Here is a 25,438-nt window from a genome sequence, read left to right as displayed (position 1 = left end):
ACCCTCTATCTAGGTATCCTTGACCGCGCGCGCCAGCACCACGACCGAGACCGGCCCCGATCCGGCCGCCCGCAGGGCCTCGGCCGCCGCCGCCAGCGTCGCGCCCGAGGCCATGACGTCATCGACCAGCAGCACCGCGCGGCCCTGCACCCGCGGCGTCATCCGCGCCGGCACCGCCAGGGCGCCGTCGAGATTGGCGAAACGGTCGCCGGCCGAGCCGTGGTCCTGCATCGGCGTATGCCGGATGCGGCGCAGCAGCCGCGGCTCGTGCGGCAGGGCGTGCGCGCGGGCCACGGCGCGCGACAGCATCTCGGCCTGGTTGTATTTTCGCTTCAGGAGCCGGCGCAGATGCAGCGGCACCGGCACCACCAGCATCTCGGGCCGGACCAGCGGCAGGGCGGCGCGCGCCACCCAGTCGCCCAAGGCCGGCGCCAGGTCCAGCCGGTCGCCGTGCTTGAGCATCAGCGTCAGCTTGCGCCCGGTGCCGCGATAGACCAGCGCCGCCCGGCCGCGCAGCCAGGGCCGCTGCACCGCAAGGCAGTCGTCGCAGACCAGAAGCCCTGCCGCCGCGTCCGCCTCTTCGCTGAGCCCGTCGCCGGGCAGCGGCACGCCGCAGCGCGAGCAGCAGCTGGCCTGGATGAACTCGGCCTCGCGCCAGCAATCGGGGCAGAGCCCGCCCTCTTGCCCGACCGGGGCGGCGCAGCACAGGCATTGCGGCGGATAGACCAGCCGCAATGCGCCTTTCATCAGGCCGCGAAGCCCCCTATGTTGCGCCCCCATGATGTCCGACAGTCCCCATCCCGTTCCCAGCCTGACAGATCGCGCCGCGCTCGACCGGAACCGGACCCGGGCCGAAGCGCTGGGCCTGGTGGATTTCCTGCATCGAATCACCGCCGACGAGATCCAGGATAGGCTCTCCGAGGTTAACAGAAGGTTTACCGCCCCCGCCGTGGTGACCGGCCATGCCGATTTCTGGCGTGCTGTCCTGCCCGAGGCCCGCATCGTCGCCGACACGCCGGTACTGGACCTGGCGCCCGGCGCGCATGACCTGGTGATCCACGCCATGGCGCTGCATTGGGCCGAGGACCCGGTCGGTCAGATCGCGCAATCCGCCCGCGCGCTGCGTCCCGACGGGCTGTTTGTCGCCGCCTGCCCGGGCGGGCGCAGCCTGCACGAGCTGCGCGAGGCCCTGACCCGGGCCGAGGCCGAGGTCGCGGGCGGCCTCTCGCCCCGCGTCCTGCCCATGGCCGAGATCCGCGATCTGGGCGGGCTCTTGTCGCGCGCCGGCCTGGCGCTGCCGGTGGCCGACCAGATCACCCAGACCGTCAGCTACCGCAGCCTGTTCCACCTGGCCCGCGACCTGCGCGCCATGGGCGAGGGCAATGCGCTGGCCGGCCGGCTGCGTCGCCCGACGCGACGCGATGTCCTGTTGCGCGCGGCGCAGATCTATGCCGAAACGCATCCCGACCCGCAGGACGCGACGCGCATCCGGGCGACGTTCGAGCTGGTCTTCCTGACCGGCTGGGCGCCCGATGCCAGCCAGCAGCAACCGCTCCGCCCGGGCTCGGCCAAGGTTCCCCTGGCCGAGGCCCTTGCCAGCATGAGAAAGCCCCGATGACCCTGCCCGAGTACGCCCCCGCCAGCCACCCCTCGATCCCGGCCCGCAAGATCGGCGTGCTGGTCGCGAACCTCGGCACGCCGGATGCCACCGACTACTGGTCGATGCGGCGCTATCTGAGCGAGTTCCTGTCCGACAAGCGCGTCATCGACTATCCGGCCTGGAAATGGCAGCCGCTGCTGCAGACCATCATCCTGAGCAAGCGGCCCTTTACCTCTGGCGCGAACTACCGGCTGATCTGGAACAACGAGGCCAATGAATCGCCGCTGATGACCATCACCAAGGCGCAGGTGGCGGCGCTGCGCGAGCGGGCCTCGGCGCTATGGGGCGACCGGGTCATGGTGGATTTCTGCATGCGCTACGGCAACCCCTCGACCCCCGATGTGGTCGAGCGCATGGTCAAGGCCGGCTGCGACCGCATCCTGTTCTTTCCGCTTTACCCGCAATACGCGGGCGCGACGACGGCGACGGCGAACGACCAGTTCTTCCGTGCGCTGATGGCGCAGAAATGGCAGCCGGCATCGCGCACCGTGCCGGCCTATTTCGACCGCGCCGACTATATCGACGCGCTGGCCGGCTCGGTCGAGCGGGCCCTGGGCGGCAAGGTGCCGCGAAAGCTGGTCGCCAGCTATCACGGCATGCCCAGGCGCTATCTGCTGGAGGGCGACCCCTATCATTGCCAGTGCCAGAAGACCTCGCGGCTGCTGCGCGAGCGGCTGGGCTGGCCCGAGGGCGTGATCGACACCAGCTTCCAGTCGGTCTTTGGCACCGAGGAATGGCTGCGGCCCTATACCGTCGAGCATGTGGCGGAACTGGCGCGGCAGGGCATCACCGAGATCGCGGTGATTTCCCCGGCATTTTCGGCCGATTGCATCGAGACGCTGGAAGAGATCCAGGGCGAGATCCGCGAGGCCTTCGAGCATGCCGGCGGCAAGGAATTCACCTATATCCCCTGCCTGAACGCCGAGCCGGCGCATATCGACGTGCTGGCGGCGGTGATCGCCGAGAACCTGGGCGGCTGGGTCTGAGGGACCGCTGCTGCCGGGGGCGCTGCCCCCGGGGGCCTGCCGGCCCCTTTCTCGCTGAAAAAGGTCCGCCGGACCTTTTTCCGGGCGCTCGAAAGCCCCCGGGATATTTTCACAAGAAAGAAGCTGTGAAGAAGGCCCCGCGCGGGGCCTTTCGTCAGATCAGCATCACCTGCGTGCCGACCTTGGTCAGGTCGTAGAGCTGCTTGATGTGTTCGTTGTAGAGGCCGATGCAGCCGTTCGAGGACTTGCGGCCGATCTTGCGCGTGTCGTGGGTGCCGTGGATGCGGTAATATTGCCAGGACAGCCACAGCGCATGGGTGCCCATCGGGTTCAGCGGGTCGCCCGGCTTGACGAATTCCGGCCATTCCGGGTTGCGCTTGCGCATCTCGGGCGTCGGCGCCCAGCTGGGACCTTCGACCTTCTTGATGATCTCGGTCCGGCCGGTCCGGGTCAGGTCGGGGCTGACCGGGACCGAGGTCGGGAACAGCTTGTAGACCGACTGGTCCTCGGACCAGAAATGCAGGCAGCGCGAGGGCAGGTCCACGAGGATGGCGCCATTGGTCAGCGTGCTGAAATAGGGCTGCCAGTCCTGCATGCGGAAGCTGGAGATATTGCGGCGCGAATCCTGGTTGGCGTCGTATTGCACCATGCCGGCATCGGGCGTGGCGCCGCCGCCGCTGCCCTGCAGCACCTGGCCGGTATAGGGGTCGATCTGCTGGGCGATGGCCGGGGCGGCAAGGCCCGCAGCCCCCAGCGCCACCGAGGTGGATAGGAATGTCCGACGCGAGATCGGATTCTTCGGCGTCATCATCTGTCGCTCCTGATATATGACGGGCCGCTTGACGCGGCCTTCTCTGCCCGAGTTTTGCGAGAAGTCGTTACAAGGCGGGGCTTACGCCCGGGGCGGGTGGCTTGCAATTCAAACAAGCGTCATTGTCGCAACAGAGTCGCAGACTGTGGCGCTCACGCAATCTTGGGTTTGAAGCGGGGCCCGGGCTTTTGTATGGCTGGCGCAAAATATCTGGGACAGGACATCATGCTGAAATTCACGACCTTGGCGCTGGTTTCGGTGCTGGCGCTGACCGCTTGCCAGCGGGCGCCGCAGCAGCAGCTGGGCCCCGACGGGCAGCCGCTGCCGGTGGCCTACAAGATCACCCCGAAGGAAGAGGCGCAGATCCCGGCCCGGCTGGTCGGCCAGATCAACGCGCTGCGCGCCAATTCCGGCGCCGTCGGGCTGGTGCAGAACCCGATGCTGGACGCCGCGGCCAAGGTGCATGCGCGCGACATGGCGGCGCAGAACCGGGCCTGGCATTTCGGCTCGGACGGCTCGTCGCCGCTGGACCGGGTGCGGCGCCAAGGCTATTCGGGCCACCTGGTCGGCGAGAACATCTCGGAGACCTACGAGAACGAAATCACCACCTTGAACGCCTGGATGCAGAACCGCGACACCCGCGACGTCGTCATGGATCCGAAGGCGAGCGAGTTCGGCGTCGGCTGGTATCAAGAGCCCTCGGGCAAGATCTGGTGGGTGCTGATCACCGGCGGCGCGGGCGGCGGCATGGCGATGCCGATGGCGGGCGGCTATGCGCCGGCGCCGGTGGGCGTCAGCACGCTCTGACGGCCGTCACATGATTCGGGTGCGCGGTGCCGGGGGACCGGCCGCGCGCCTTTTTCATGTCCGCAACAGGGGCGTGCGCCGCTCGTGCAACGCGGGCCGCATGTCCTTGATTCCGCCGGAAAACCGGGTGTGACAGCCGTACACCGCGCGTACACCGGCCGTGCAGGGCGCGTGCAGCCGGCTGCGGGTCGTGCCAGGATGGCCGGGGGAGGGACGCGGCATGGAGGAATTCAACGGCGGCTGCCTGTGCGGCGCCTTGCGGGTGGTGGCGCGGGGCCGGCCGGACCGGGTCGCTATCTGTCATTGCCTGGATTGCCGCAAGCATCACGGCGCGCTGTTCTATGCCGCCGCGATCTTTCCGCGCGAAGCGGTGACGGTCACGGGCGAGGCGCGCGACTGGCGCGGGCGCTGCTTCTGCCCGACCTGCGGCTCGTCGGTCTTTGCCCGCAGCGGCGAGGAGATCGAGGTCCACCTGGGCGCGCTGGATGCGCCGGACCAGCTGGTGCCGGAGTATGAAGCCTGGACCATCCGCCGCGAGGCCTGGCTGCCGGCGTTTCCGGTGCAGCGGTGCTATGCGCGGGATCGCGAGGGTAGCGATGCCTTGACGGGGTGAGGCGACCGAAGGCGGGGCGGGCTTGGTCCAGAGCGGGCGATCCTCCCTGCCGCGACAGTTCGCAATGTGCCGCCGAGTCCCATCCGCCTATCACTCGACGTTGATGGGCAGGTTTACCAATATGGCATCGTCAGGCATATCCGGCGTGAACCGGGGCATTTGCGGCAGGCCCGCCATACCCCGAACCATGCTTTCATCGAGCTTTTCCGACCCGCTGCCCTGGCGAATGGCGACCCCCGTGATGCGGCCATCCGAGTCGATCCTCATCGTCAGCAAGCCCTTGCCGCTGATCTTTCCGGTGCCCGCCACTCTGCTCGTCCGGAATATGTTTTCCAGATTGGCCCGCACACGGACCTGGACCGCTCGAACCCATTCCTTCCGGTTCTTGGGTTCGGCAATTCCCGACCAGCTTTTCTGCTCTGCGAAAGCCGTGCCGGAAATCTGTACCGGTATGACGAGGCCAAGGAAAAGAACGATGATGCGCAGCATGACGCGACCTTGAAATTGGGCTTGCGGTCTGATGGGGCGCGTTCGGACATTCGTCAACGGAAAATCGGTCGCAGGACGGCCAGGCTGTCGACCCATCCGGCCCAGGATCGGGGTCCATTGATCCTGCGGCAGCGGCATGATCCGGTCTTCGCAAGAGGACCGTCTTGCGAGCGGCCTGTTGGGCTGACGGATGATCGCCCCCGGGTCGATTGCCGGCATATCTCAGGCGCTGGATACGCGGATCGGGCTGACGGTGGTGATGACGCTGATCAGCCTGCCGATCGTGATCTGGATGCTCTACACCTATTTCCGCGAGATCCCGTCCTCGAGGCGGCACGGATGGACGGCGCCAGCCTTGGCAAGGAAAACCTTTACGTGCTGACGCCGATGGCGGTGCCCGGCATCGCCTCGACCTTGCTGCTGAACGTCATCCTGGCCTGGAACGAGGCGTTCTGGACCCTGCAGCTGAGCACCTCGAAAGCGGCGCCGCTGACGGCCTTCGCCAGCTATTCCTCGCCCGAGGGGCTGTTCTATGCGAAACTCTCGGCGGCCTCGACCATGGGCATTGCCCCGATCCTGAAGAACATCGCCTTTCCGCTGCAGATGGCCGGCATGCCGCCGGCCGAGCAGGACCGCCGCGTCGAGGATGCGGCGCGCATCCTGAACCGGTCGAACTATCTCGACCGCCGTCCGGGCCAGCTTTCCGGCGGCCAGCGCCAGCGCGTTGCCATCGGCCGCGCCATCGTGCGCGAACCGGCAGCCTTCCTGTTTGACGAGCCGCTGCCGAACCTGGACGCCGCGCTGCGCGTGACCATGCGGCACGAGATCACCGGGCGGCACCAGAAGCTCAAGACGACGATGATCTACGTCACCCACGACCAAGTCGAGGCGATGACCATGGCCGACAAGATCGTGCTGCACGCCGGACGCATCGAGCAGGTGGGCAGCCCGCTGGAACTCTACAACGCGCCCGCGAACATCTTTGTCGCCGGTTTTCATTGGCAGCCCGAAGATGAACCTCGTCACCGGTCCCGAGGCGGCGAAACACGGTGCCCATACCATCGGCGTCCGCCCCGAGCATCTGGAGATCGCGGCCGAGGGCGGCTGGCAGGGCAGGGTGCATCTGGCCGAGCATCTGGGCTCGGACACCTTCCTCAAGGTGGACAGTCCCGAGCTGGGCGAGCTGACCGTCCGCGTCAGCGGCGAGTGCGGGCTGAATCCTGGTGACGAGGTTCGGCTGACACCCCGCCCCGACCGCATTTGTCGTTTCTCTGAAGATGGAAGGTCCATGACATGAGACTGCAAGGCAAACCGCCCTCATCACCGGCGCCGCACGCGGCATCGGGCTGGAATTCGCCCGCACCTATATCGCCGAGGGCGCCCGTGTGGCCTTGGCCGACATCAAAGCCGATTCCGTGCGCGCTGCCGCCGAAAGCCTTGGCCCGCAGGCCATCGCGGTGCAGACGGATGTCACGAAACAGGACAGCATCGACGCGGGCTTCGCCGAGGTCGTGGCTCGGTTCGGCCATCTCGACATCCTCATCAACAACGCGGCGCTGTTCACCGCCGCCCCGGTCGAGGAAGTGACCCGCGCCGATTACGACCGCGTCATCGCCGTGAACATGACCGGGGTCTTCTTCTGCATGCAAGCGGCCGCGAAACACATGATCGCGGGCGGCAAGGGCGGCAAGATCATCAACATGGCGTCCCAGGCCTGGCGCCGCGGCGAACCCCCAGCGCCGCCCCGCCTTCGGTGTAATAGACCAGAATTTCGGCCTCTTCGAAGAGATGCCGAGTTTCCTCGGAATAACGGATGACCTCGGCTGTCACCGTCAGTGTTCAGTCCCGGCATCTGGTGGATCGGATCGACGATGAATCTGTCCGGCTCTGAAGTCCAGACTTTGCAGATGTATTCGTAGGGCGTGAGACCGCTGAGCGTCTTCAGCCTGCGAGCGAAGTTGTAGGCAGCCATGAAGTCCATGAGATGTGTGCGGAGTTGGTCGTGGGTGTCGTAGTGGAAGCGTTTGACGGTAGCCTCCTTGATCGTTCGGTTCATCCGCTCGACCTGGCCATTGGTCCAAGGATGGTTGGGCTTGGTAAGCCTGTGTTCGATCCCGTTGGCTTCGCAAATCATGTCGAAGCGCATCGGCCAGGAGTAGGCAGTGTTTCGGTTCCTGGGCTGCTCGGCAAACTGGATGCCGTTGTCCGTCAGGATCGTATGGATGCGATAGGGCACGGCTTCCAGTAGATGCTCCAGGAACTCCCAAGCGGTCTTCCTGTCAGCCTTTTCGACGAGTTGGGTGACCGCGAACTTGCTCGTTCGGTCGATGGCCACGAAGAGATAGAGCTTGCCCTCGGCCGTCTGCACTTCGGCGATATCCATGTGGAAGAAACCGATGGGATAGCGCTTGAACCGCTGACGCTTCGGCTTGTCGCCGCCGATCTCAGGCAGGCGCGAGATGCCGTGCCGCTGAAGGCACCGATGCAGCGCTGACCGTGTCAGGCGAGGGATCGAAGGCTGTAGAGCATAGAGACAGTCGTCCAGCGGCAAGAGCGTGTGACGCCGAAAGGCAACGAACATTGCTTCCTCAGCCTTGCTGAGCACGGAGGATCGGGGCTCCTTGGGCCCAGTCTTCAAATCCTCGACCGTCTCGCGGTTACGCCATTTCGCCACGGTCTTCGGATTGATCCCAAACTCCTGGCTCAGTGCCGCGATCGAAGCTTGCGATCGCTGTATTGCTGCTCGAATGGCGTGCGTGGTCGTGGCGCAGCCGTGACGAACTTGTCCCATAGTGCTTCCTTCCATTCCGACGAATGGATCGCACCATCAAACCGTGGGATCAAACACCTAGCCATTCCGAAGATGGTGGGGCTGCATGTCATGACGCCGTACTACAGCCGCCACCGTCGCCCCAGGTTGAAAGGTCGCCGCGACAATCCGCGCCTTGACAGCGTCAGGCCAGCGCCGGTTGCGCCGTCGTGCCTCCACAACTTCGCCGCCCAAAATCCATCCCCGCCATCCGCCAGTTCGACACCCTTCTCATGTGGGTTTATGGCAGCGATTTTCGCTGGTTACGGGAGTAAGCTACGCCAGACATAATTGTCTAGGAAAGAAGCAAGAGTTTCACCACCGGTGGGAAGGTGTCCTTCGGGACGAAGGGCGAGACGAGTTCGCAATGAGATGCCGTAACGGGGCCTGCGTCGCGACCCGCCCGTTACCGTTGCAAGATTGAGGGCAAGCTGGCGCCATTCCCGTATCGGATCTACATGGAGGACTGCGGGATGAAGCTGTTTGTCGGGCTGGATGTGTCGCTGGAGAAGACCGCGATCTGCGTGATCAGCGAGCATGGGAAGATCGTGAAGGAGGCGCAGGTGGCCAGCGAGCCCAAAGCGCTGTCGTGCTGGATCTGCGACCAGGACGGCGCAATTGCCGCCGTCGGGCTTGAGGCTGGCCCCTTGTCGCAGTGGCTGCATCGCGGGTTGTCAGATGCGGGACTACCTGTCGTTCTAATGGAAACCAGACAGGTAAAAGGCGCCCTGAAGGCCATGCCGATCAAGACGGACCGGCGGGATGCAGAGGGTATTGCACGTCTGATTCATCTTGGTTGGTTCCGACCCGTTCATTGCAAATCGGTGTCTGCACAGGAGGTTAGAGCGGTGCTCAGCGCTCGTAAGGCTGTGCAACAAGGGTTTATCACGCTGGAAATGTCACTGCGCGGGCTGCTGCGGAACTTCGGGCTCAAGGTTGGCACCATATCCCGCGGCAGGTTCGAACAGCGTATCCGCGAACTGGCGGCGGGCAACCCGATGCTGGAAGCGGCAACCGAACCCATGCTTCGCGCGCGCGCGGCGCTGCGGCGAGAGCTGGCGGGTCTTGAACGCAATGTCCGTCAACTCTCCCAGGAAGATCCGGTCTGTCGTCGGCTGATGTCGATGCCCGGGATCGGCGCCGTCGTGGCGTTGACCTATCGATCCGCTGTCGATGATCCCGCCCGCTTCACATCCTCGAAGAAGGTCGGACCATGGGTCGGCCTGACGCCGTCTCGCAACCAGTCGGGCGAGCGCGACATCTCGGGCGGGATCACCAAGGCAGGCGACGTCAACCTTCGACGCGCGCTGTGCCAGGCCGCAACCGTCATGATGCATCGTGGACGGGCGAGCTGGCTGCGAACCTGGGCGGCAAAACTTGCGCGCCGTCGGGGTGCCAAGCGCGCGATGGTTGCGCTGGCCCGCCGCATCGCCGTGATCCTGCACCGGATGTGGAAGGATGACACCGACTTCCGTTTTGACATTCCCGTGCTTCATGCCGGCTGAAGACACAGATTCCAGACTGCTGCCCGCCTGATCGCGGGCCTTCGAGGTCCCCACGGGACGCGGTTCCGGTGATGCCGTGCTCAGGACTGATGCCGATCGTATCGAGCACGCCAATGAGATGGGCACATCGGAATTGCATTGAACCAGCATCATGTTGGCAGCCACAGCGCTGACCACGGACCGAAGCATGCACCCGGGTCGATCTCAGGCGAAGGCTGCCGAACAGGGAAGCAGATCACTTTCTCAAAGAACAAGACCGCGCGCTCCGGCGGCACATCCCGTATGCGCAAAACCGCTTGACTGGGACGACCCCGTTACCGAAGTCCAGTTCCGACAGCACATGTTGTCAGACCACGAGTCAGATTGGACCGCCTCGCTCTTCTGATCCCATGATGGGAGTGCCGAAGTGCTGATCCCGAAGAGAAGCAAGAGCCCGCGAACGACCGAGACCCACAGCGGCGTGTTGCTCGCTAGCGCTTGACCTGACGCCAATATTGCGCGCCGATAGGCGGTCAGCTTTGCGGGCCGATTGGCACCTTGGATCTGCATCACCCTCGCATCGGCGCTGTGAAGGGCGTAGGAGCAACCACTTGGGATCGGCGGCGAGAACACTTTCGGAGACGCCTAGCCGCGTTTCCGCGATCCCGCTCCTGATGGTCCCAACGATCGTCTGCCGTCATCTCCTCCTGGCTGACATCGGCGCGCCCGCAGCGCCCAGCCCTTAGAACCAGCGGCCGCATGAATGTTCCTGCCTTTGCCAGGTCGGCGAAAGACCGCGCCCCAATGCCAGTCCGAAATTGCCGCTTCGTCTGCCCCCGCCCCCTGCACGGCACTTCCGATGGCTGGACCCGTCTCGACCATTCCCGTGCCGGAAGCCGAGCCTCCGGGCGTCTCGGGACGCCCCGCCTTCACGGTTGCAGATAGCCGTCGACCTGCACCTTCAGCCGGCGAGGATCGACAGGTGTGTCAAACACGAACGCGCCCCGCTGTTCGGATCCCGAGCCGAGATAGCCGAATTCCAGCCGCTTCGTCCCTGCGCCCGGTTCCGCTGCCGTCGCGCTGACCGAGATGTCCGAGGCGGCCTCCTTGCCGGCATTCATCACCTTGATGCTGACGATACTGCCCTGCCCCGCGCGCTCGACCTGTTCGACAGAGATCGACAGCACCGGCCGGCCGCTGGCGGAAAAGATCGCCTGCGTCGCCAGAAACAGCATGATCGTCAGGACGACGACGCCAGAGAGCCCGCCAATGACCCATTCGATCGGGGATTTCCTGTCGCTTTCATTCGAAGTCATCTTGCACCCGCCTCAAAGGATCAGCCGCGCGCCCGCAGCCCCGATCGCGGACGGAAAGGCCAGCACGATCGCCGCCATCACGGCACCGGTCACGGAAAGACCATCCGTGCGGGCAAAGATCCACAACAGATAGAAGCTGGCACTGAAGGCGATCACATAGCCCGGCAGGGTCAGCCGGATGAACGGGCTCCACCATGGCTCCTCAGGCGTGACCTCCGAGCCACCGGCGAAGCCCACGGCAAAGACGAAGCCATGCATGATCGTGATGGACAGCACGACCAGAAGCAGGCTGTGCCATTCCGTGATCTGATACGAGATGATCATGACATCCTCGGTCGGGGCCACGTTGAAACCCAGAAAGAGCGCGCCGATCATCATCAGGAAAAGCTCGCCGCCATAGGTCTCCTCGCGCTCCACCGGCGGCTTTTCGGCCGAGACCGAGGAGAACGCGCTTTTCGCCAGAAGCGCGCCGATCGCAGCCGGGATCATCTGGATCGCGATCTTGCCGACGATCTCGCCGGCCGGGGTTTCGTGGTCGATCACGCCGAAGATCGCCAGCAGGATTGCGCAGACCACGCAGGACAGGCCAAGCGCCAGAAAGCTGTCCAGGATGTCATCGGCCCAGGCCGAGGTGCTTTCGAAACCGATATGCCGCGACAGCAAGACGAGCAGCGGGAAGGCCGTCACCAGCAACGTGAAAAGCCGCAGCCGGTCCAGATAGAAGCCCATCACCCACAGTTCGGTGGTCATCAGCATCGGCAGGGCAAAGACCAGCGCCCCGCCCGCCGCCCGCCCCAGGTCGCGCAGCGCCTTGCCGGGTCCATTCGGTCGCTGCGCCCTGCGCTGCATCGGTCGGTCCACCTTCGAAGCCCTCTCTGGTCAATGAGTCACAAGCCGCTTGCTGGAACCATCCTACCCGCTTGGCGGGCAGGCGACAGATCTCTTTCGTGCTGTAGAGCGCACATGCTGCAACTGGACCCGCGCTGGCACCACGCTTGTCTGCACAATCAATCTCTGGCCGCCGCGTTCTGGCCTTGGCCCGGGCCGATCAGCCATTCGGCGCGACCACATGTCTGGGTGGTTCAGGCAAAACGCCAAACGCCCCCCGTCCCGGTGCAACCGGGCGCCGGCCTGCCTTCTGCCCAGCGGACGGGAACATCCCTTCGCAACCGAGGTTCAGCACAACATCAACGGAGGGCGCGCGAATGGAACCGTCATCACAGGCAAACCGGCATCCGGCGGCGCTGGATTGCGTCAGACTGATCGGACATTCCAAGGCATCGCATCACGAAGGCGCGTCGTTCCAGGCCGTCGGCCAGCGGCTGGCTGCGCATCTGGGCCTGCGCTATGCCGGCCTTTCGGAACGCGCGGCGGGGCCGGGCGACTACCAGGTGCCCCGCGCCGCGCTGGCAGGCAGGGACAGCCGCCCGCCCAGCGGCCGGCACTTCCTGGGCGGCTGGACGGAAAGCCCCCTGCATGCCACCAAGGCCGTCATGCATCCGATCGGCGACGGGGCGCAAGCCGTGCCCGACGACTGGCCCGCCGCGCTGGGGCCCGAGCTGGCGGATCTGGTGCTGCCGGGGGCGACGGTGTTTTCCGTCCCCGATGCGCTGCGGGCGGGCAAGGCGTTGTGGCATCGTGCGCCGCGAACCAGCCTGCGCCTGAAGCAGGTCCAGGCCGATGGCGGGCGCGGGCAATGTGTCGTGGACGATCTGGCCCAGCTGCGCGCCGCGCTCGAGCGCTGGGAGGAGGTCGTGGGGCAGGGCCTGGTGATCGAGGAGAACCTGGCCGATGTCCGCACTCTCAGCGTCGGGCAGGTCGAGATCCCGGGCCAGACCATCGCCTATATCGGCGAGCAGGCCGTGACCGGCAACAATCGCGGCGAGCCGGCCTATGGCGGCTCGCGCCTGCTGGCCATTCGCGGCGGTTTCGCGGAACTGGCCAATCTCGGCTTTGCGGGCGACTTCGGCTTGGCCATCGCGCGCGCCGCCGCCTTCGACCGGCTGGCCGACCGCCATCTGGGCCTGATCGCATCGCGGCGCAATTACGACGTCGCGCTGGGGCGCGGCGCGGCGAGTGCCCCGCGGGTGGCGGTGCTGGAACAGTCCTGGCGCATCGGCGGCGCGACCCCGGCCGAGATCCTGGCGCTGGAAGCGCTGGCCGCCTCGCCGGACGCAGGCAAGGTCCGGGCCGCGACGGTCGAGCTCTATGGTCCGGGGCTGGAACCTCCGCCCGGGGCCTTCGTTCTGTTTCATGGCGAAGACCCCGAACAGGGGCCGATGCTGAAATACGCGATCCTGGGGAGAGAATGCATTGCCGACCCAATCCGTTGAATTGCCGATCGGGTCTGATGTCCTGTCCGCCAGCCTGATCGCCCCCGCCACCGGCGTGCCTGCGGTGCTGTTCGTCCATGGTTGGGGCGGCAGCCAGGAACGCGATGCGAAACGCGCCCGCACCCTGGCGCAGCTGGGGTTCATCTGCCTGACCTTCGACCTGCGCGGCCATGGCAAGTCCAGCAACGACCTGCGCCGCGTCACGCGCGAGGATAATCTTGCCGACCTGACGCTGGCCTATGACCGGCTCGTCGCCGTGCCGGGGGTGGATCCGGGTTCCATCGCGGTGATCGGCAGCAGCTATGGCGGTTACCTGGCCTGCATGCTGACCAGGACGCGCCCCGTGCGCTGGCTGGGCCTGCGCGCGCCGGCGCTTTACCGCGACAAGGGCTGGACGGTTCCCAAGGCCGAGCTGAACCGCGAGGATCTTGCCGTCTATCGGCAGAGCCTGGTCGAGACCTCGCAAAACAGCGTGCTCCAGCAATGCCGCGCCTTCCGGGGCGACGTGTTCCTGGTGGAATCCGAGCTTGACGACATCGTGCCGCGGCCGGTGCTGTCCAGCTATCTCGCCGCCTTCCTGAACGCGCGGTCGATGACCTATCGCATTCTGGCCGGCGCGGACCATGCCCTGAACGACGCCGATTGCATCCGCGCCTATGACAACCTGCTGCTGAACTGGCTGAAGGAAATGATCTTCGCCGCGCGTTGAGGGTGAATGGCAGTTCCTTCGACGACAGCGAGAATCGATACTGCTCTGGCTCGCGCCCTTCTTGTTGGGACGTTACCGGAAGCATTTCGCACCGCTGTCGGTTCAAGACACCGCGAACCGTCCGGCCGCCACCTCGGCCTTGGCAGGAGGAGGGCTCTGCTGCCCAAATCCCGAGAGGGATTCATCTCCTGATTCCAGCGTCGTACATGGATCGCATGCGCAGACCGTCATCGCCGACCTGCAAGACCCGGAACGGGCCCGCCTGCAACGAAGCGCTCAAGCGCCACGCTCGCTCAACCTCGTTCCGCGCGGCGGTTGAGAAAGCGCTAAGCAGCATCCGCCCCGGACCGGACATCATTTCATCTAGATCGCGGGCGAGGCCGCGGGCCGCGCGGCCTTCGTGCCCAGCCTTGACCCGATCCGAAAAGCGCGGCGGATGGACGGGCCCTATTGGCTCAGTCCGGTGAAAAGCCGGCCTTCGCGCGGAATGCGTGCCAATAGCGCCGGCTTCGCTGTCCCGCCGCCCCTGAACCGCAAGGTTCATCAAGGCTACGGAACGGCACGCTCCTGTCATGCCGCTGCTGCATCAGTCGCGCCGGCTGGCGCTGATGCTGCTGTCGACGGCACTGTCGCGCTTTCCTGCCGAAAGGCGTGTTGCCATGGCAGTTCTGGCCGTGTGCAGCGGATTGGGCGGCCAATCCCGGCAGCTGTCATGTCGGGTCCATCGACCTCTGGCCGCGGCTCGGGCGGTCCGCCGGTTTTCGCCACCTTCGACGCCTTGCCGCTGCAGGGCCCTGCGCAAATGCTGGACCTGCCTGTTTCGGTCGGGTGCAGCGGGCATGCCATGGGCGCTGCGGACAGCGTTGCGCCCGGCGCGGTGCTGCCGGTGCCGGTCCTCGGGCGCGGTGCGGATATGGTGCTGCGGCTGTCCGCACCCGGCCTGTTCCGGTTGACTGCCCGCAGATCCGGGCCGAGTTGCAGGGCGCCTTGCCCGACCTGCGCAAAAGCGCTTGATCGGAACGGCCCCGTTACCGAAGCCCGTAGCCAAAGCCAAAGGGCCGGCGCAAGACGCCGGCCCGTGCTCTCCTGCCTCTCACCAATCAAAATCATCGCTGCCAAGCTGGTTCAGGCGGGTGTCCTCGATCACCAAAGTATCGGCACCGGCCCGGATCACCACGTCGCTCCCGACCTGGCTTGCGGCGCCGCGCACGTCGCCCCAGCTGTCGAAGCGGGCATAGGCTGACAGGTCGATGGTGTCGTCGTCGCGATCGAAATCGGTGATCCGGTCGCGGCCGCCGTTCCAGACGAAGACATCCGCGCCCTCGCCCCCGGTCATGGTGTCATTGCCGGCACCGCCATTCAGCGTGTCATTGCCCTCATGCCCGATCAGGCGGTCGGCGCCGGCCTCGCCCCAGATGCGGTCGTCGCCCTCGCCGCCATGGACGATGTCGTTGCCGGCACCGGCGCGGACGGTATCGTTGCCTTCGCCGGCATTGATGGTGTCGCGCCCGGTTCCGGTGACGGCAAGGTCGTTGCCCTCGCCCAGCGAGACGGCGTTGTTGCCGTTGCCGGCGCGGACGAGGTCATTGCCTTCGCCGGCGTTGATGACGTCATTGCCGGCATAGGCCAGGATCACGTCGTTGCCTTCGCCGCCGAAGACGCGGTTGTGGCCCTGGCCCGCATCGATGCGGTCGTTGCCCTCGCCTCCGTCCAGGGTGTCGTTGCCGCCCGCGCCCAGGATCCGGTCGTCGCCGGACATGCCCCAGATGCGATCCGCGAGGCTGGTGCCGCGCAGCAGGTTGTCGCCATCATTGCCACGGATATTGGCCATGGTTTCTCTCCGTCATTTGGATGTGTCCGGCTGAAAGGGACGGCCGTGCCGTCATCCGCCGCCCGGCTGCCGGTGGGACCGGGGGCGAAGGCTGTTCAGGCGCGCTCGCGCCGCGCCAACCGCTCGCCGACCAGCAGCATGCGCATGGTGTTCTCGGCCGCATGACGCAGCAGCTTCGCGCCGTCGTCGATGGCCTTTCGCAGCGAACAGGGCCGCCGCATGATCGAGGCATAGGCGCCGATCCCGTGCTCATAGGTCTGGCGTGCGCCCTTGCCGATGGTGCCCGCAAGCGCCACGGTCGGCACGCCCAGGGCTTCGGCCCGGCGCGCCACCTCGCAGGGGACCTTGCCGAAGGGGCTTTGCCCGTCCAGCGCGCCCTCGGCGGTGATGACCAGATCGGCGCGGCCGAGCTGGCGGTCGAAATCCAGATAGTCGAGGATGATGTCGAAACGCGGATGCAGCGTCGCGCCGGCAAAGCCGATCAGCCCCGCGCCCAAGCCCCCCGAGGCCCCGGCGCCCGGCATCGGCGCCACATCCTGGCCCGTCGCCTCGCGGATCGCCTCGGCATAGCGGATCATGCCGCGGTCCAGAAGCTCGACCTGTTCGGGCGTGGCGCCCTTTTGCGGGCCGAAGACACGGGCGACGCCGCGCGGGCCCAGCAGCATGTTGTGCCAGTTCACCGCCGCGTCGATCCGCACCCCGGCCAGCCGCGCGTCCAGCCCCGAGACGTCGATCCGCGCCAGATCCGGCAAGGCACCGCCGCCTTCGGGCAGCTCAATGCCCTGCGCGTCCAGCAGCCGCGCCCCCAGCGCCCGCGCCATGCCGGCGCCGCCGTCGTTGATGCCGCTGTCGCCGCAGCCGATCAGGATGCGGTCGACGCCCTGGTCCAGCGCCTGCAGGATCAGCTCGCCCACGCCCCGGCTGGTGGTCAGCGTCGGGTTGCGGCGCTCGCGTGGGACCAGCGACAGGCCGGCGGCGGCCGCCATCTCGATCACCGCCGTGCGCGGCCCGTCGCCCCCCATCATGCCCCAGAAGCTGGGCACCGGCTGGCCCACCGGGCCGGTCACGGTGGTGGCGATCATGCGCCCGCCGGTCGCGGCGACCAGCGCCTCGGTCGTGCCCTCGCCGCCGTCCACCATCGGGGCGGTCAGGATCGTCGCATGGGGTGCGGCGCGGCGGATACCGCGGCCGATGGCCTCGGCCACGTCCTTGACCGAAAGCGATTCCTTGAAACCCGAAGGGGCGATCAGAACAGTCAGAGACATCTCAGCTCTCCTTTCCTGCTGTCTGATGGGTTTACGGGCGGGGCGGATGGTTATTCCCGGCCCGTGCGAAAAAATTCGCACTCAGCGGATCACCAGCCGGATTCCGGCCGGGCGCAACAGGCGGTTCAGGCGTTGCAGGCCGGGATCGGTGCGGCGCCGGACCGGGGTTGCCTTCTGCCGCGCCGGCTGTCGGGCCAGCACGGGTCGCGGCGGCGGCCGGGTCGCCTCCAGCATCGGGGCGGCCCGGCCCGGGGTCAGTGCCACCGCCTGCGCGACAAGGCTGGCGGCGGGCTGCATCGCGGGCGTCGCGGCCGGCCGCAACCCCGCCAGTTGCTGCGGCCAGACCAGCAATGCAAAGCCGATCAGCAGCGCCGTCACCAGAGGCGCCAGCGGCAGCGCCAGCCGCATCAGGTCGCGCTGGTCGAAACCCGCCTCCTCGGCATTGCCGAAGATCGCCACCGGCTTGGCCGAGGCCATCATGCTTTGGCAAAACCCGGTGCCCATCACCGCGACCAGGATCATCAGCGCCGGATCATGCCCCAGCGCCGCCAGCGGCAGCGCCAGTGCCGGGATCAGCACCGCCGCCCGGGCCGAGCGCGAGGTGATCGCCAGATGCGCCGCGACCGAGGTCAGGGCCAGCAGCACCACAACAGCCGCCAGACTGCCCGACAGCCGGGCGGGCAGCGCATCCAGCACCTGCCCGGCCAGCCAGCGGTCGGTGCCGGTCGCGACCATTGCCTCGGCCAGCAGGACGGTGGCGGTCATGTAAAGCAGCAGCTCGGTGTCGACGGCGCGAAAGATTTCCTTGGGCTTGCGGCTGGAAAACGGTGGGGTCAGCAGCACCAGCGCCCCGATCAGCGCCACCAGCGCCATGCCGATGCCATGCAGCCCGACGGTCAGCCACAGGATCACGACCAACGCCAGCACCAGCGCAATACGGCGCTGGCGGGTGCGGGTGGCCGGATCGGGCGCCGGGGTCTCGATCCGGGGCAAGGGCGCCCGCAGCAGGTCGCGCGGCACGAAAAGCCACAGGATCAGGACCGCGCCGACTAGGCTGGCCAGCAGCGAAAATGGCAGGCCCAGCATGGCCCAGTCCAGATAGCCCAGCCGGATGCCGCTCGCCCCCCGGATCGCCTGTGCGGCCAGCAGATGCGCGCCCGCCCCGATCAGCGAGCCGCCCGCCGACAGCAGGATCACCGTCGGAAACAGCAGCGCCAGCGGCTTCTTCAGCCGGGCGTCCGGCACGGCCGCCGCGATGGCCGCAAAGACCGGCAGCAGCAGCGCCGCCCGCCCCGAGGTCGAAGGCAGCACGAAACCCGTCGCGGCGATGGCCAGCGTCAGCCACAGAAAGAACGGCAGGACGCGCATCCCCCGCGTCAGCAGCGGCGCGACCAGGCTTTGCGTCAGCCCGGAATCGCGCGCGACGGCGGCGATGACGAAGGCCGACAGCAGCAGCCAGATCAGCTCGCTGCCAAGCGCGGCAAAAAGCTGCGCCTCGGTCAGCACGCCCGCCAGAACCAGCGCCAGCACGGCGGCCAGCGCCACCAGCGATTCCGGGATGCGGGTGCCGACCCAGCCCAGGATCGCAAGGCCCGAGACGGCCAGCGCAATCCGTCCGGGCGGCGCCAGATCGCCCGGCAGGCTGGACAGAAAGGCGATCAGCGCGGCCAGCACCGCCAACGCCAGATGGCGCGGCGTGGGCCGGGGCAGTTCGGCAAGGGCAGGCAGGCTGCGGGCGGTCATGGCGTTCTCCTGTGCGTCGGGTGACAGGATTACGACAGCGACCCGGGTTTATTCCCGCAATGCGGCGGCCTCGTCCTCGGGCGTCAGCGGCGCCCCGGCCCCGATGGCCGCGATCGCGGCGTCGATCGTCGCCGCGCCCGAGGCCGGGCGGTATTCCTGGCCGCCATCCTGCGAGACGGCGGCGAAACGCTGGGCCCAGCCACCGGCCTCGCGACAGGCCAGCACCGTGCGCCGCTCTGCACCGCGCGCGGTTTCATATTCGCGGCAAAGCCCGCCGTCCGCCGCCCGGAACGAGGCGATCATTGCCAGCTCGGCCCCGCCGTCCAGCGGCCGGACCTGCCCCGAGGGCAGGCCGTCCAGCGCCGCAAGCTCGGCCGCCGACAGCGATTGCGGACCGGGCGTGCCGGCCCATTCCCACCAGCCCAGCCCCAGCGCCACGATGGCGGCCGAGGCAGCGGCGGCCATCCATGGCCGGCGGTTCAGGTTGGCAGAGGTTGGCGGGTGCTGCCCGGCCGCGCCCAGGCGGACCCCGGCGGCCGGTGGTGGAACCTGCACCGGGGGCGCGGCCCCGGCATCCGGCCTGACCGCCGCGCGAATGGTCGCGGCCAGCGCATTTTCGGCCAGGGAACCCCCGGCCGGCGCTGCGGTCCGCAGCCCGCCCAGCAGCCGCCGGGTCTCCTCAAAGCGGTGCAGCCGGGCCTGCAGCCCGGGATCGGCGGCAATGGCACGGCGCAGATCCTCGGCCCGGGCCGGGTCCAGCTCGCCATCGGCCAGCGCCATCAGGGTCTCGTCGTCGATCTGCATCGGCCCGTCCTTTCCGCCTTTGCCCGTATACGTCCCGTCGCTCATCTTATTCCCAATCTTTCGGAAAGCGCGAGGCGGGCGCGGGACAGCCGGCTCATCACCGTGCCCTGCGGGATGTCCAGGATGCGCGCGGTCTCGGCATAGCTCATCTCCTCGACGCAGACGAGATGCAGGATCTCGCGCTGTTCGGGCGAAAGTTCGGCCATCGCCGCCTCGACGCTGCGCAGCATCAGCCGCGCCTCCAGCGCCGGGCCGGGATCGGTCGGCAGCGCCTCGGGCATGTCATGGACATCGACATGAACACCCGCGCTGCGGACGCGCCGGGTCTGGTCGATGAAGCCGTTGCGCATGATGCGGAACAGCCATGGTTCCAGCCGCTGGGCCGGATCATAGCCCGAGGCGCCGGCAATCGCCCGCTCGACCGTCTGCTGCACCAGATCGTCGGCCTGATCGGGTCGCCGGGTCAGCGACAGGGCATAGCGCCGCAAATTGGGCAGCAGCGCGATCAGCGCCTCGGCAAAGGCCGCGTCCATCAGATGCCATCTCCCCGAAACCGAAAAATTGACGAAACCGGGGAATAATAGAAAGTGATGAACGTAGAATGTCCAGAAACCGTCTGGAGTCGTCCGATGATCCTGCCGCGTGCCCTTGCGTTCCTTGCCCTGTTCCTGGTCGCGCTGACCATCGGCGCCATGCCGCAATCGTCGGGCTGGGGGCCATCGGCGGCCTGGGCCGATGACGACGACGACCGGGACGATGACGATGATGCGCCGGTGCGCCGCCGCCCTGTGGCCCCCGCCGCCCTGCGTGCCGCGCCCTTGCCGGTCCGGGCCCCGGACGAGGTCATCGCCCGCGGGCTGTCGCCGGCCGACCTGCAGCGCTTGCAGGCCGAGGGGTTCCGGCTGCTGCGCACCGTCACCCTGGCCAATGGCCAGCCGATGCACCGGCTGCGCAAACCCGCCGGGCTGACGATGCCAGCCGCCCGCCAGCGCGTGCGGCAGATCGGCTCGGCCACGGCGGCGGATTTCAACCACTATTATCGGCCGGGCGGGGCGGCGGTCTGCTCCGGCGGCGATTGCCCGGCGCGGCAGATGATCGCCTGGCCCGCGATCCAAGGCGGCTGCGGCAAGACGGTGCGGATCGGCATGGTCGATACCGGTGTGAACGCCGATCACGCCGCGTTGGAACATGCCAGGCTGCGGGTTCACCAGATCGAGCCCGGCGGCAAGCGTGCCGCTTCGGACGCGGTGCATGGCACCGCCGTCGCCGCCCTGCTGGTGGGGCGCAGCGACAGCCGCAGCCCTGGCCTGGTCCCCGATGCGGAACTGATCGCGGTGGATGCCTTCCACAAGGCCAAACAGGACGAGCGCGCCGACGCCTTCGCCCTGGTCGAGGCGCTGGACTATCTGGCCAGCCAGAAGGTGCAGATCGTTAACCTGTCGCTGGCCGGACCGGCGAACCAGGCGCTTGGCGGCCAGATCCGGGAGATGGACCGGCAGGGCATCCTGCTGGTGGCGGCGGCGGGAAATGGCGGCCCCGCGGCGAAGCCCGCCTTTCCCGCAGGCTATGGGCCGGTGATCGCCGTCACCGCCGTCGACCGCCGCAGCCAGGTCTATCGCCGCGCGAACCGGGGCAGCCATATCGACCTGGCGGCGCCGGGGGTCGACGTCTGGACCGCCGCCTCGATCAGCGGGGCGCGGACCAAGACCGGAACCTCGTTCGCCGCGCCCTTCGTCACGGCGGCCGCGGCCCTGCTGCTGCAATCCGAAGCCGGTCTGACCCCCGCCCAGGCGCGGGCGCGCCTGCAGGAAAGGGCCCGCGATCTAGGCCGGCCCGGCCCGGACGAGGTTTTTGGTCATGGACTGGTGCAACCCGCAAGCGGCTGCGGCGCGTGACTGTCCCGACGTGAGCAGGGCGCTGCCGGAGGCGAGGTTCGACGGCAGAGGCAAGCCGGAGAGGCGCGGTCCAAGGCGGCGCGATCAGGCTTTCAGGGACCTGGCGGCCAGGCCGCTCGGCGCACAGGCGGGTGCACGGTTCCGTCGCGCAAGCGGTAGAAAATCCAACATTCACAAATCACAAGGAGAATCAATTGATTGCAAATTACATTGGAGGCGGGGATCGAAATCGAACCGGTCTTCACGGATTTGCAATCCTGCCCCGGTTGCTGAAAGCAAAGGCAAGCTCTGTAAACGTCCCTGCTTTGTTCACGGTGATGAATCAACGGCTTACGTTTCGACGGTAAACGGCTCGGCCGATGCAGCTGGTCGCAACCCTGTCAGTGATGGGGTGCCGGTATGAGCCATGAAGAGACGATCTTGGCAATCAGTGACGGCATTGCCGAACCCGATGATGAGACGGGGTACACAGAGGACGGGGTCTGCCGTGAACCCGGAACGGGGTCCGCTGCGGACCCGGTACCCCGTCCACAGCGGACCCCAAACCATCCTGAAACCATCCATAAACCACCTTCGCGCGCGCGTGCACGCGAGGCGGCGGCGGAATCTCTGGAGATATTGAAGGCCTATCCCGCCGACCGATGCCGCAATGAAGCGGCCTGCCTGCACCACGTCGAGGCTGCCATGCAGGAGGTCGGGCAAGTGCTATGCGCTGGAGACCGCAGGCTATACGCGCTCAAAGGTCTGCTTCTCGGATAACTGGTTCAGGGTGGGCCGCTGGCGCGATTACATCGGGGACGAGCCGGAACCGCCTCAGAAACCGACCCCGGCGCATGCGGCAAAAACTGCCGACTGGATCAAATCCCGTCACCCCCTGTGCCGGATTCTGAGCGTTGGACAGGTCCGCATGGCGCTGGACCTGGAGCTGGTTTCCCGCAGCGAAGTGCGCGCCGCAGGCTTCAGCGAAGGATTGCGTTATGTCTGAGCGTACTGGGAAATCCATCTTCGCGCACAAGCAGATCTATTCGCGCAAGGGCAACAGCAAGAGCCGCCCGGTCCGTGATGTCGCGGATGAGGCCGAGCGGCTGGAGGGAGCCTGTCCGCATGTCGCGAACCCGCAGCCGCCCACCATCCTCGAAGGCATGCGGCCTTCAGAGGTGGTCGCCGTGATCGAACAGCGCATCGCCGAATAGAACAAGCTGCTGCGTCAACTGCGCAAGGAGCAGCCGGATCGCAAGGACGATCTGCGCGGCATCCGCGTCGATACCCATGTGATGATCGGCAGCGTCTTCAGCTTTCCCGATCCGGTCGAGGACATGGACCAGGCTGAGTATCTGCGCTGGTGCAGGGACGTGATCGCCTTTGCCAAGGCCGATGCGGCGCAGAACGGGGCCGAGGTGCTGAGCATCGTCGAGCATCGACGCAGCCCATCCACATGTGCATGTTCTGGCCGTGCACCTATGTGCAGATAACAATATGCGCATGGACGCCAGGCGCTGCCATGAGGACTTCCGGGCTCTATCCGCAGCGATTTGTGCGCCTCGGTGCTGAGGCAGATCGAGGTGCGCTTCGGGCCGGCGGTTGGTTTCCGTTTCGCGGCTCTCACCGATACCAGCTTTCCTGCATCCGGGGGATCACATAGCGCAGGAACAGGCCAATGCTGCCCGCAAACAGCATGAAGAATGCGGCCACGCCGAGCATGAAGGTTGAGGCCTGGCGCACTGGTTTGCGGGTTGGAGCAGCTCTGCCCCAAACGTTGATAGCACTCGTTGCTCGAATCATTACCAGCCAATAGCTTGCGGCTGGAGGAGGGAAGATTTTGAAATACTATGCGCATACGGGTATTCGTGAGGATCGAAGCGATTGGCAATTGCTGACCGACCATCTCGAAAATACGGCTGCTCTGGCTGCCGAGCGAGCTGCACCCCTCGGGTTGCGGGCAGCGGCGGATATGGCTGGCCTTTTCCATGACTTTGGCAAATATGACCCCGCCTTTGATCGTGTCCTGTCCGGCGAAAAATTGCGTGTGGATCATTCGACGGCTGGGGCTGCCCTGCTGCATGCCCGGACGCCTGCCGGTTTGCGACCAATTTCTGAAGTGATCGGCTATGCCATCCTGGGCCATCACGCCGGGTTGCCTGATCGCCATGGCGCCGACAGCAGTATGGAGCGCCGGCTCGATGCCTTCCGCGACCCGATCGCGCCGGAAATCTCGGCCGCGGCCAGCCCAGATTTTGGCCCGGTTGCCAGGGAGCTGGCTGAGCTGATGCGCCCGGCATCTTGCGGCTTCGACCTGTCGGTCGCGGCGCGCATGGTGTTTTCCTGTCTGGTCGACGCGGATTTCCGTGACACCGAGTCCTTCTATGCCGGGCTGAACGGCACGCGGCCGGATCGCGACTGGCCGGCCCTGGCCGATCTGTTGCCGGAATGGAGAGACGCCTTCGATGCGCATATGGCGGGATTTCGCCAGAATGGCCGCATCAACCGCCTGCGCGCCGAGATCCTGATCCATGTCCGGCAGGCTGCGGCGATGGCGCCGGGGCTTTTCACGCTGACCGTGCCCACCGGCGGCGGCAAGACGCTGGCTTCACTGGGCTTTGCGCTGGACCACGCGGCACGTTATGGGCATCGCAGGATTATCTTCGCGATCCCTTATACCTCGATCATCGACCAGACCGCGGCCATTTTCCGCGGGCTTTTCGGCGATGCGGTGTTGGAGCATCATTCGGCCATCGACGACGAAAGGACCGACCCGGAGCGCAAGGACAAGCTGCGCCTCGCCATGGAGGACTGGGCCGCGCCTCTGGTCGTCACGACCAATGTGCAGTTCTTTGAAAGCCTTTTCGCGGCGCGGCCCTCGCGCTGCCGCAAGCTGCACAATATCGCCGGGTCGGTGATCGTGCTGGACGAGGCGCAGGCCCTGCCACGCAAGCTTCTGATGCCCGCGCTACGGATGATTGACACGCTTTGCGCGCATTACGGCTGTTCGGTGGTGCTTTGCACGGCGACGCAACCCGCCTTCGACAGCCGCCAGCTGAAGCAGGGCGGCTTGCCGCTGGAGGGGCGCGAACTGGCGCCTGATCCGGTGCGGCTTGCCTACGAATTGCGCCGCGCCGGCATCGTGCAGGGCGGCGAGATGGACGACGCTGCCCTGATCGAGGCATTGCGCGATACGCCACAAGGGATGGTCATCGTCAACAGCCGTGGCCATGCATTGGACCTGTTCAACGCGGCCAAGGCCGAGGAACTCGAGGGGCTGGTCCACCTAACCACGCGGCAGTATCCGGTGCATCGGCGGGCGATTCTGGAAGAGATCCGCGCGCGCTTGAAATCCGGCGTGCCCTGCCGGCTGATCGCGACCAGCCTGATCGAGGCGGGCGTGGATCTGTCGTTTCCCAAGGGCTGGCGGGCCGAGGCGGGGCTGGATAGCTGCGTGCATTCGCCAGAGTGGGTGCAGCGCATCCTTACGGCCGGCTGCGAAACCGGGCTGCGGCCGGCCGACCTGGTGCGCCTGCATCGCAACCAGATCGGGAAGACGCCGCAAGGACGCCGCATTCGCATCAGGACGAACAAGCGCAAGCGCACTGCCACGATTCCGATCGCGCCGGCCATGGTCGCGCTGATCAATGCCACGCCGGTCGACCGCATGTTGATCCTGGTCAGCGATCGCGGGCGGGCCATGACCGGCCGTCACGCCTCGGACAGGCCTGCGCTACTGGCGAAACAAGGCGGGGCTGACACCCGAAGCTCTAGGGTATGATCTGCGGCTCCAGGACACGCGGGGGACCCCTGCTACACGTCTGCTGAATGCGGGGCTTGAACTGGCGCATATCGCCTCGCACATGGGCTGGTCGGTGCGTTACGCGGCAGCCGTAATCGCGCA

The 25,438-nt window shown here is 66.7% G+C and carries 24 protein-coding genes and 3 pseudogenes; 14 read left to right on the top strand and 13 right to left on the bottom strand.

Features of this window, described 5'->3' with window-relative positions; translation table 11 throughout:
- Positions 1-9: 9 nt before the first annotated feature.
- Positions 10-747 carry a double zinc ribbon domain-containing protein gene (locus tag ASV56_RS07830; RefSeq protein WP_082724759.1) on the bottom strand — a complete coding sequence of 246 codons (738 nt, stop codon included), beginning with the start codon at positions 745-747 and terminating at the stop codon, positions 10-12.
- A gap of 31 nt (positions 748-778) precedes the next feature.
- Between ASV56_RS07830 and ASV56_RS07825 the strand changes: the two genes are divergently transcribed.
- Both ASV56_RS07825 and hemH read left to right on the top strand, forming a co-directional pair.
- Positions 779-1,618 (top strand): methyltransferase domain-containing protein, encoded by an 840-nt coding sequence (locus tag ASV56_RS07825; RefSeq protein WP_062561482.1) that lies wholly within the window; start codon positions 779-781, stop codon positions 1,616-1,618.
- Positions 1,615-2,646: a ferrochelatase gene (gene hemH / locus ASV56_RS07820; protein ID WP_062561481.1), complete on the top strand. Its 1,032-nt coding sequence runs from the start codon at positions 1,615-1,617 to the stop codon at positions 2,644-2,646. The genes ASV56_RS07825 and hemH overlap by 4 nt, the downstream gene beginning before the upstream one ends.
- Positions 2,647-2,800: 154 nt before the next feature.
- Here hemH and ASV56_RS07815 read toward each other — a convergent pair whose 3' ends face one another.
- Positions 2,801-3,457: a L,D-transpeptidase gene (locus tag ASV56_RS07815; RefSeq protein ID WP_017999224.1), complete on the bottom strand. Its 657-nt coding sequence runs from the start codon at positions 3,455-3,457 to the stop codon at positions 2,801-2,803.
- A gap of 192 nt (positions 3,458-3,649) precedes the next feature.
- On the opposite strand from ASV56_RS07815, the gene ASV56_RS07810 reads away from it, so the two are divergent.
- Positions 3,650-4,264, top strand: coding sequence for a divisome-associated lipoprotein DalA (locus tag ASV56_RS07810; protein WP_082724758.1), 615 nt, complete (start codon positions 3,650-3,652; stop codon positions 4,262-4,264).
- 220 nt (positions 4,265-4,484) lie between these two features.
- On the top strand, positions 4,485-4,877 hold the full coding sequence (locus ASV56_RS07805) for a GFA family protein (protein WP_062561479.1): 393 nt from the start codon (positions 4,485-4,487) through the stop codon (positions 4,875-4,877).
- Positions 4,878-4,967: 90 nt separating this feature from the next.
- Here the strand turns inward: ASV56_RS07805 and ASV56_RS07800 are convergent, their stop codons facing one another.
- Complete coding sequence (locus ASV56_RS07800) at positions 4,968-5,366, bottom strand: energy transducer TonB (protein ID WP_062561478.1); 399 nt, start codon at positions 5,364-5,366, stop codon at positions 4,968-4,970.
- A 229-nt stretch (positions 5,367-5,595) separates the two neighbouring features.
- Between ASV56_RS07800 and ASV56_RS24130 the strand changes: the two are divergent.
- The 3 genes and pseudogenes from ASV56_RS24130 to ASV56_RS22670 form a co-directional block, all read left to right on the top strand.
- Positions 5,596-5,945: pseudogene (locus tag ASV56_RS24130) on the top strand (ABC transporter permease subunit); the annotation flags it as partial.
- Positions 5,940-6,663: pseudogene (locus ASV56_RS07790) on the top strand (ABC transporter ATP-binding protein); the annotation flags it as partial. The pseudogenes ASV56_RS24130 and ASV56_RS07790, both read left to right, overlap by 6 nt.
- A gap of 22 nt (positions 6,664-6,685) precedes the next feature.
- Positions 6,686-7,183: an SDR family NAD(P)-dependent oxidoreductase gene (locus ASV56_RS22670; protein WP_082724757.1), complete on the top strand. Its 498-nt coding sequence runs from the start codon at positions 6,686-6,688 to the stop codon at positions 7,181-7,183.
- 20 nt (positions 7,184-7,203) lie between these two features.
- On the opposite strand, the pseudogene ASV56_RS07785 reads toward ASV56_RS22670, so the two are convergent.
- Together ASV56_RS07785 and ASV56_RS22665 are read right to left on the bottom strand one after the other, a co-directional pair.
- Positions 7,204-8,157, bottom strand: a pseudogene (locus ASV56_RS07785) (IS481 family transposase); the annotation flags it as partial.
- Positions 8,158-8,214: 57 nt separating this feature from the next.
- Entirely contained in the window at positions 8,215-8,355 is a 141-nt protein-coding gene (locus tag ASV56_RS22665) for a transposase (RefSeq protein WP_253879992.1), read from the bottom strand.
- A gap of 293 nt (positions 8,356-8,648) precedes the next feature.
- On the opposite strand from ASV56_RS22665, the gene ASV56_RS07780 reads away from it, so the two are divergent.
- A complete protein-coding gene (locus ASV56_RS07780) occupies positions 8,649-9,680 on the top strand; it encodes an IS110 family RNA-guided transposase (RefSeq protein WP_062560594.1) in 1,032 nt (343 codons plus the stop codon).
- Between the two features lie 908 nt (positions 9,681-10,588).
- On the opposite strand, the gene ASV56_RS07775 is transcribed toward ASV56_RS07780, so the two are convergent.
- Positions 10,589-10,975: a hypothetical protein gene (locus ASV56_RS07775; protein WP_062561477.1), complete on the bottom strand. Its 387-nt coding sequence runs from the start codon at positions 10,973-10,975 to the stop codon at positions 10,589-10,591.
- Between the two features lie 12 nt (positions 10,976-10,987).
- Complete coding sequence (locus ASV56_RS07770; protein ID WP_062561476.1) at positions 10,988-11,824, bottom strand: TIGR02587 family membrane protein; 837 nt, start codon at positions 11,822-11,824, stop codon at positions 10,988-10,990.
- Between the two features lie 356 nt (positions 11,825-12,180).
- Between ASV56_RS07770 and ASV56_RS07765 the strand changes: the two genes are divergently transcribed.
- Complete coding sequence (locus ASV56_RS07765) at positions 12,181-13,308, top strand: DUF3182 family protein (RefSeq protein WP_062561475.1); 1,128 nt, start codon at positions 12,181-12,183, stop codon at positions 13,306-13,308.
- Complete coding sequence (locus ASV56_RS07760) at positions 13,289-14,017, top strand: alpha/beta hydrolase family protein (RefSeq protein ID WP_062561474.1); 729 nt, start codon at positions 13,289-13,291, stop codon at positions 14,015-14,017. The genes ASV56_RS07765 and ASV56_RS07760 overlap by 20 nt, the downstream gene beginning before the upstream one ends.
- 1,093 nt (positions 14,018-15,110) lie before the next feature.
- Here ASV56_RS07760 and ASV56_RS07755 read toward each other — a convergent pair.
- The 5 genes from ASV56_RS07755 to ASV56_RS07735 all read right to left on the bottom strand — a co-directional run bounded on the left by ASV56_RS07755 (position 15,111) and on the right by ASV56_RS07735 (position 20,193).
- Positions 15,111-15,848 (bottom strand): calcium-binding protein, encoded by a 738-nt coding sequence (locus tag ASV56_RS07755; RefSeq protein ID WP_062561473.1) that lies wholly within the window; start codon positions 15,846-15,848, stop codon positions 15,111-15,113.
- Between the two features lie 95 nt (positions 15,849-15,943).
- Positions 15,944-17,113, bottom strand: coding sequence for a glycerate kinase family protein (locus ASV56_RS07750; protein WP_062561472.1), 1,170 nt, complete (start codon positions 17,111-17,113; stop codon positions 15,944-15,946).
- Between the two features lie 81 nt (positions 17,114-17,194).
- Entirely contained in the window at positions 17,195-18,856 is a 1,662-nt protein-coding gene (locus ASV56_RS07745; RefSeq protein ID WP_062561471.1) for an SLC13 family permease, read from the bottom strand.
- A gap of 48 nt (positions 18,857-18,904) precedes the next feature.
- A complete protein-coding gene (locus ASV56_RS23510) occupies positions 18,905-19,660 on the bottom strand; it encodes an anti-sigma factor family protein (RefSeq protein ID WP_062561470.1) in 756 nt (251 codons plus the stop codon).
- A 41-nt stretch (positions 19,661-19,701) separates the two neighbouring features.
- Positions 19,702-20,193, bottom strand: coding sequence for an RNA polymerase sigma factor (locus ASV56_RS07735; protein ID WP_062561469.1), 492 nt, complete (start codon positions 20,191-20,193; stop codon positions 19,702-19,704).
- 96 nt (positions 20,194-20,289) lie between these two features.
- Between ASV56_RS07735 and ASV56_RS07730 the strand changes: the two genes are divergently transcribed.
- The 3 genes from ASV56_RS07730 to ASV56_RS24385 all read left to right on the top strand — a co-directional run bounded on the left by ASV56_RS07730 (position 20,290) and on the right by ASV56_RS24385 (position 22,748).
- Positions 20,290-21,555 carry a S8 family serine peptidase gene (locus ASV56_RS07730; protein WP_062561468.1) on the top strand — a complete coding sequence of 422 codons (1,266 nt, stop codon included), beginning with the start codon at positions 20,290-20,292 and terminating at the stop codon, positions 21,553-21,555.
- A 649-nt stretch (positions 21,556-22,204) separates the two neighbouring features.
- Complete coding sequence (locus tag ASV56_RS24390) at positions 22,205-22,540, top strand: hypothetical protein (RefSeq protein ID WP_253879873.1); 336 nt, start codon at positions 22,205-22,207, stop codon at positions 22,538-22,540.
- Entirely contained in the window at positions 22,533-22,748 is a 216-nt protein-coding gene (locus ASV56_RS24385) for a hypothetical protein (protein ID WP_253879914.1), read from the top strand. Before ASV56_RS24390 ends, ASV56_RS24385 begins: the two co-directional genes overlap by 8 nt.
- Here the strand turns inward: ASV56_RS24385 and ASV56_RS24380 are convergent.
- Positions 22,707-22,973: a hypothetical protein gene (locus ASV56_RS24380; RefSeq protein WP_253879912.1), complete on the bottom strand. Its 267-nt coding sequence runs from the start codon at positions 22,971-22,973 to the stop codon at positions 22,707-22,709. The genes ASV56_RS24385 and ASV56_RS24380 overlap by 42 nt on opposite strands.
- Before the next feature lie 401 nt (positions 22,974-23,374).
- Here ASV56_RS24380 and ASV56_RS07720 point away from each other — a divergent pair, with 401 nt between their 5' ends.
- Positions 23,375-25,315, top strand: a complete 1,941-nt coding sequence (locus tag ASV56_RS07720) for a CRISPR-associated endonuclease Cas3'' (RefSeq protein ID WP_082724751.1) — start codon at positions 23,375-23,377, stop codon at positions 25,313-25,315.
- The last annotated feature ends 123 nt before the right edge of the window (positions 25,316-25,438 follow it).

It is taken from the genome of Paracoccus aminovorans (assembly GCF_001546115.1).
Taxonomy (GTDB): Bacteria; Pseudomonadota; Alphaproteobacteria; order Rhodobacterales; family Rhodobacteraceae; genus Paracoccus; species Paracoccus aminovorans_B.
This window is presented reverse-complemented; position numbering and strand designations above follow the sequence as displayed.

Bases quoted from the DNA above. Each gene is read 5' to 3' on its own strand.
- ASV56_RS07750 (WP_062561472.1), bottom strand. From the start codon at position 17,113: ATGTCTCTGACTGTTCTGATCGCCCCTTCGGGTTTCAAGGAATCGCTT.
- ASV56_RS07770 (WP_062561476.1), bottom strand. From the start codon at position 11,824: ATGCAGCGCAGGGCGCAGCGACCGAATGGACCCGGCAAGGCGCTGCGC.
- ASV56_RS23510 (WP_062561470.1), bottom strand. From the start codon at position 19,660: ATGCAGATCGACGACGAGACCCTGATGGCGCTGGCCGATGGCGAGCTG.
- ASV56_RS07810 (WP_082724758.1), top strand. From the start codon at position 3,650: ATGGCTGGCGCAAAATATCTGGGACAGGACATCATGCTGAAATTCACG.
- ASV56_RS07830 (WP_082724759.1), bottom strand. From the start codon at position 747: ATGAAAGGCGCATTGCGGCTGGTCTATCCGCCGCAATGCCTGTGCTGC.
- ASV56_RS07825 (WP_062561482.1), top strand. From the start codon at position 779: ATGATGTCCGACAGTCCCCATCCCGTTCCCAGCCTGACAGATCGCGCC.
- ASV56_RS24385 (WP_253879914.1), top strand. From the start codon at position 22,533: ATGTCTGAGCGTACTGGGAAATCCATCTTCGCGCACAAGCAGATCTAT.
- ASV56_RS07755 (WP_062561473.1), bottom strand. From the start codon at position 15,848: ATGGCCAATATCCGTGGCAATGATGGCGACAACCTGCTGCGCGGCACC.
- ASV56_RS24390 (WP_253879873.1), top strand. From the start codon at position 22,205: ATGAAGCGGCCTGCCTGCACCACGTCGAGGCTGCCATGCAGGAGGTCG.
- ASV56_RS07815 (WP_017999224.1), bottom strand. From the start codon at position 3,457: ATGATGACGCCGAAGAATCCGATCTCGCGTCGGACATTCCTATCCACC.
- ASV56_RS07805 (WP_062561479.1), top strand. From the start codon at position 4,485: ATGGAGGAATTCAACGGCGGCTGCCTGTGCGGCGCCTTGCGGGTGGTG.
- ASV56_RS07775 (WP_062561477.1), bottom strand. From the start codon at position 10,975: ATGACTTCGAATGAAAGCGACAGGAAATCCCCGATCGAATGGGTCATT.
- ASV56_RS07745 (WP_062561471.1), bottom strand. From the start codon at position 18,856: ATGACCGCCCGCAGCCTGCCTGCCCTTGCCGAACTGCCCCGGCCCACG.
- ASV56_RS07730 (WP_062561468.1), top strand. From the start codon at position 20,290: ATGATCCTGCCGCGTGCCCTTGCGTTCCTTGCCCTGTTCCTGGTCGCG.
- ASV56_RS07735 (WP_062561469.1), bottom strand. From the start codon at position 20,193: ATGGACGCGGCCTTTGCCGAGGCGCTGATCGCGCTGCTGCCCAATTTG.
- hemH (WP_062561481.1), top strand. From the start codon at position 1,615: ATGACCCTGCCCGAGTACGCCCCCGCCAGCCACCCCTCGATCCCGGCC.
- ASV56_RS24380 (WP_253879912.1), bottom strand. From the start codon at position 22,973: ATGCTCGACGATGCTCAGCACCTCGGCCCCGTTCTGCGCCGCATCGGC.
- ASV56_RS07780 (WP_062560594.1), top strand. From the start codon at position 8,649: ATGAAGCTGTTTGTCGGGCTGGATGTGTCGCTGGAGAAGACCGCGATC.
- ASV56_RS07765 (WP_062561475.1), top strand. From the start codon at position 12,181: ATGGAACCGTCATCACAGGCAAACCGGCATCCGGCGGCGCTGGATTGC.
- ASV56_RS07800 (WP_062561478.1), bottom strand. From the start codon at position 5,366: ATGCTGCGCATCATCGTTCTTTTCCTTGGCCTCGTCATACCGGTACAG.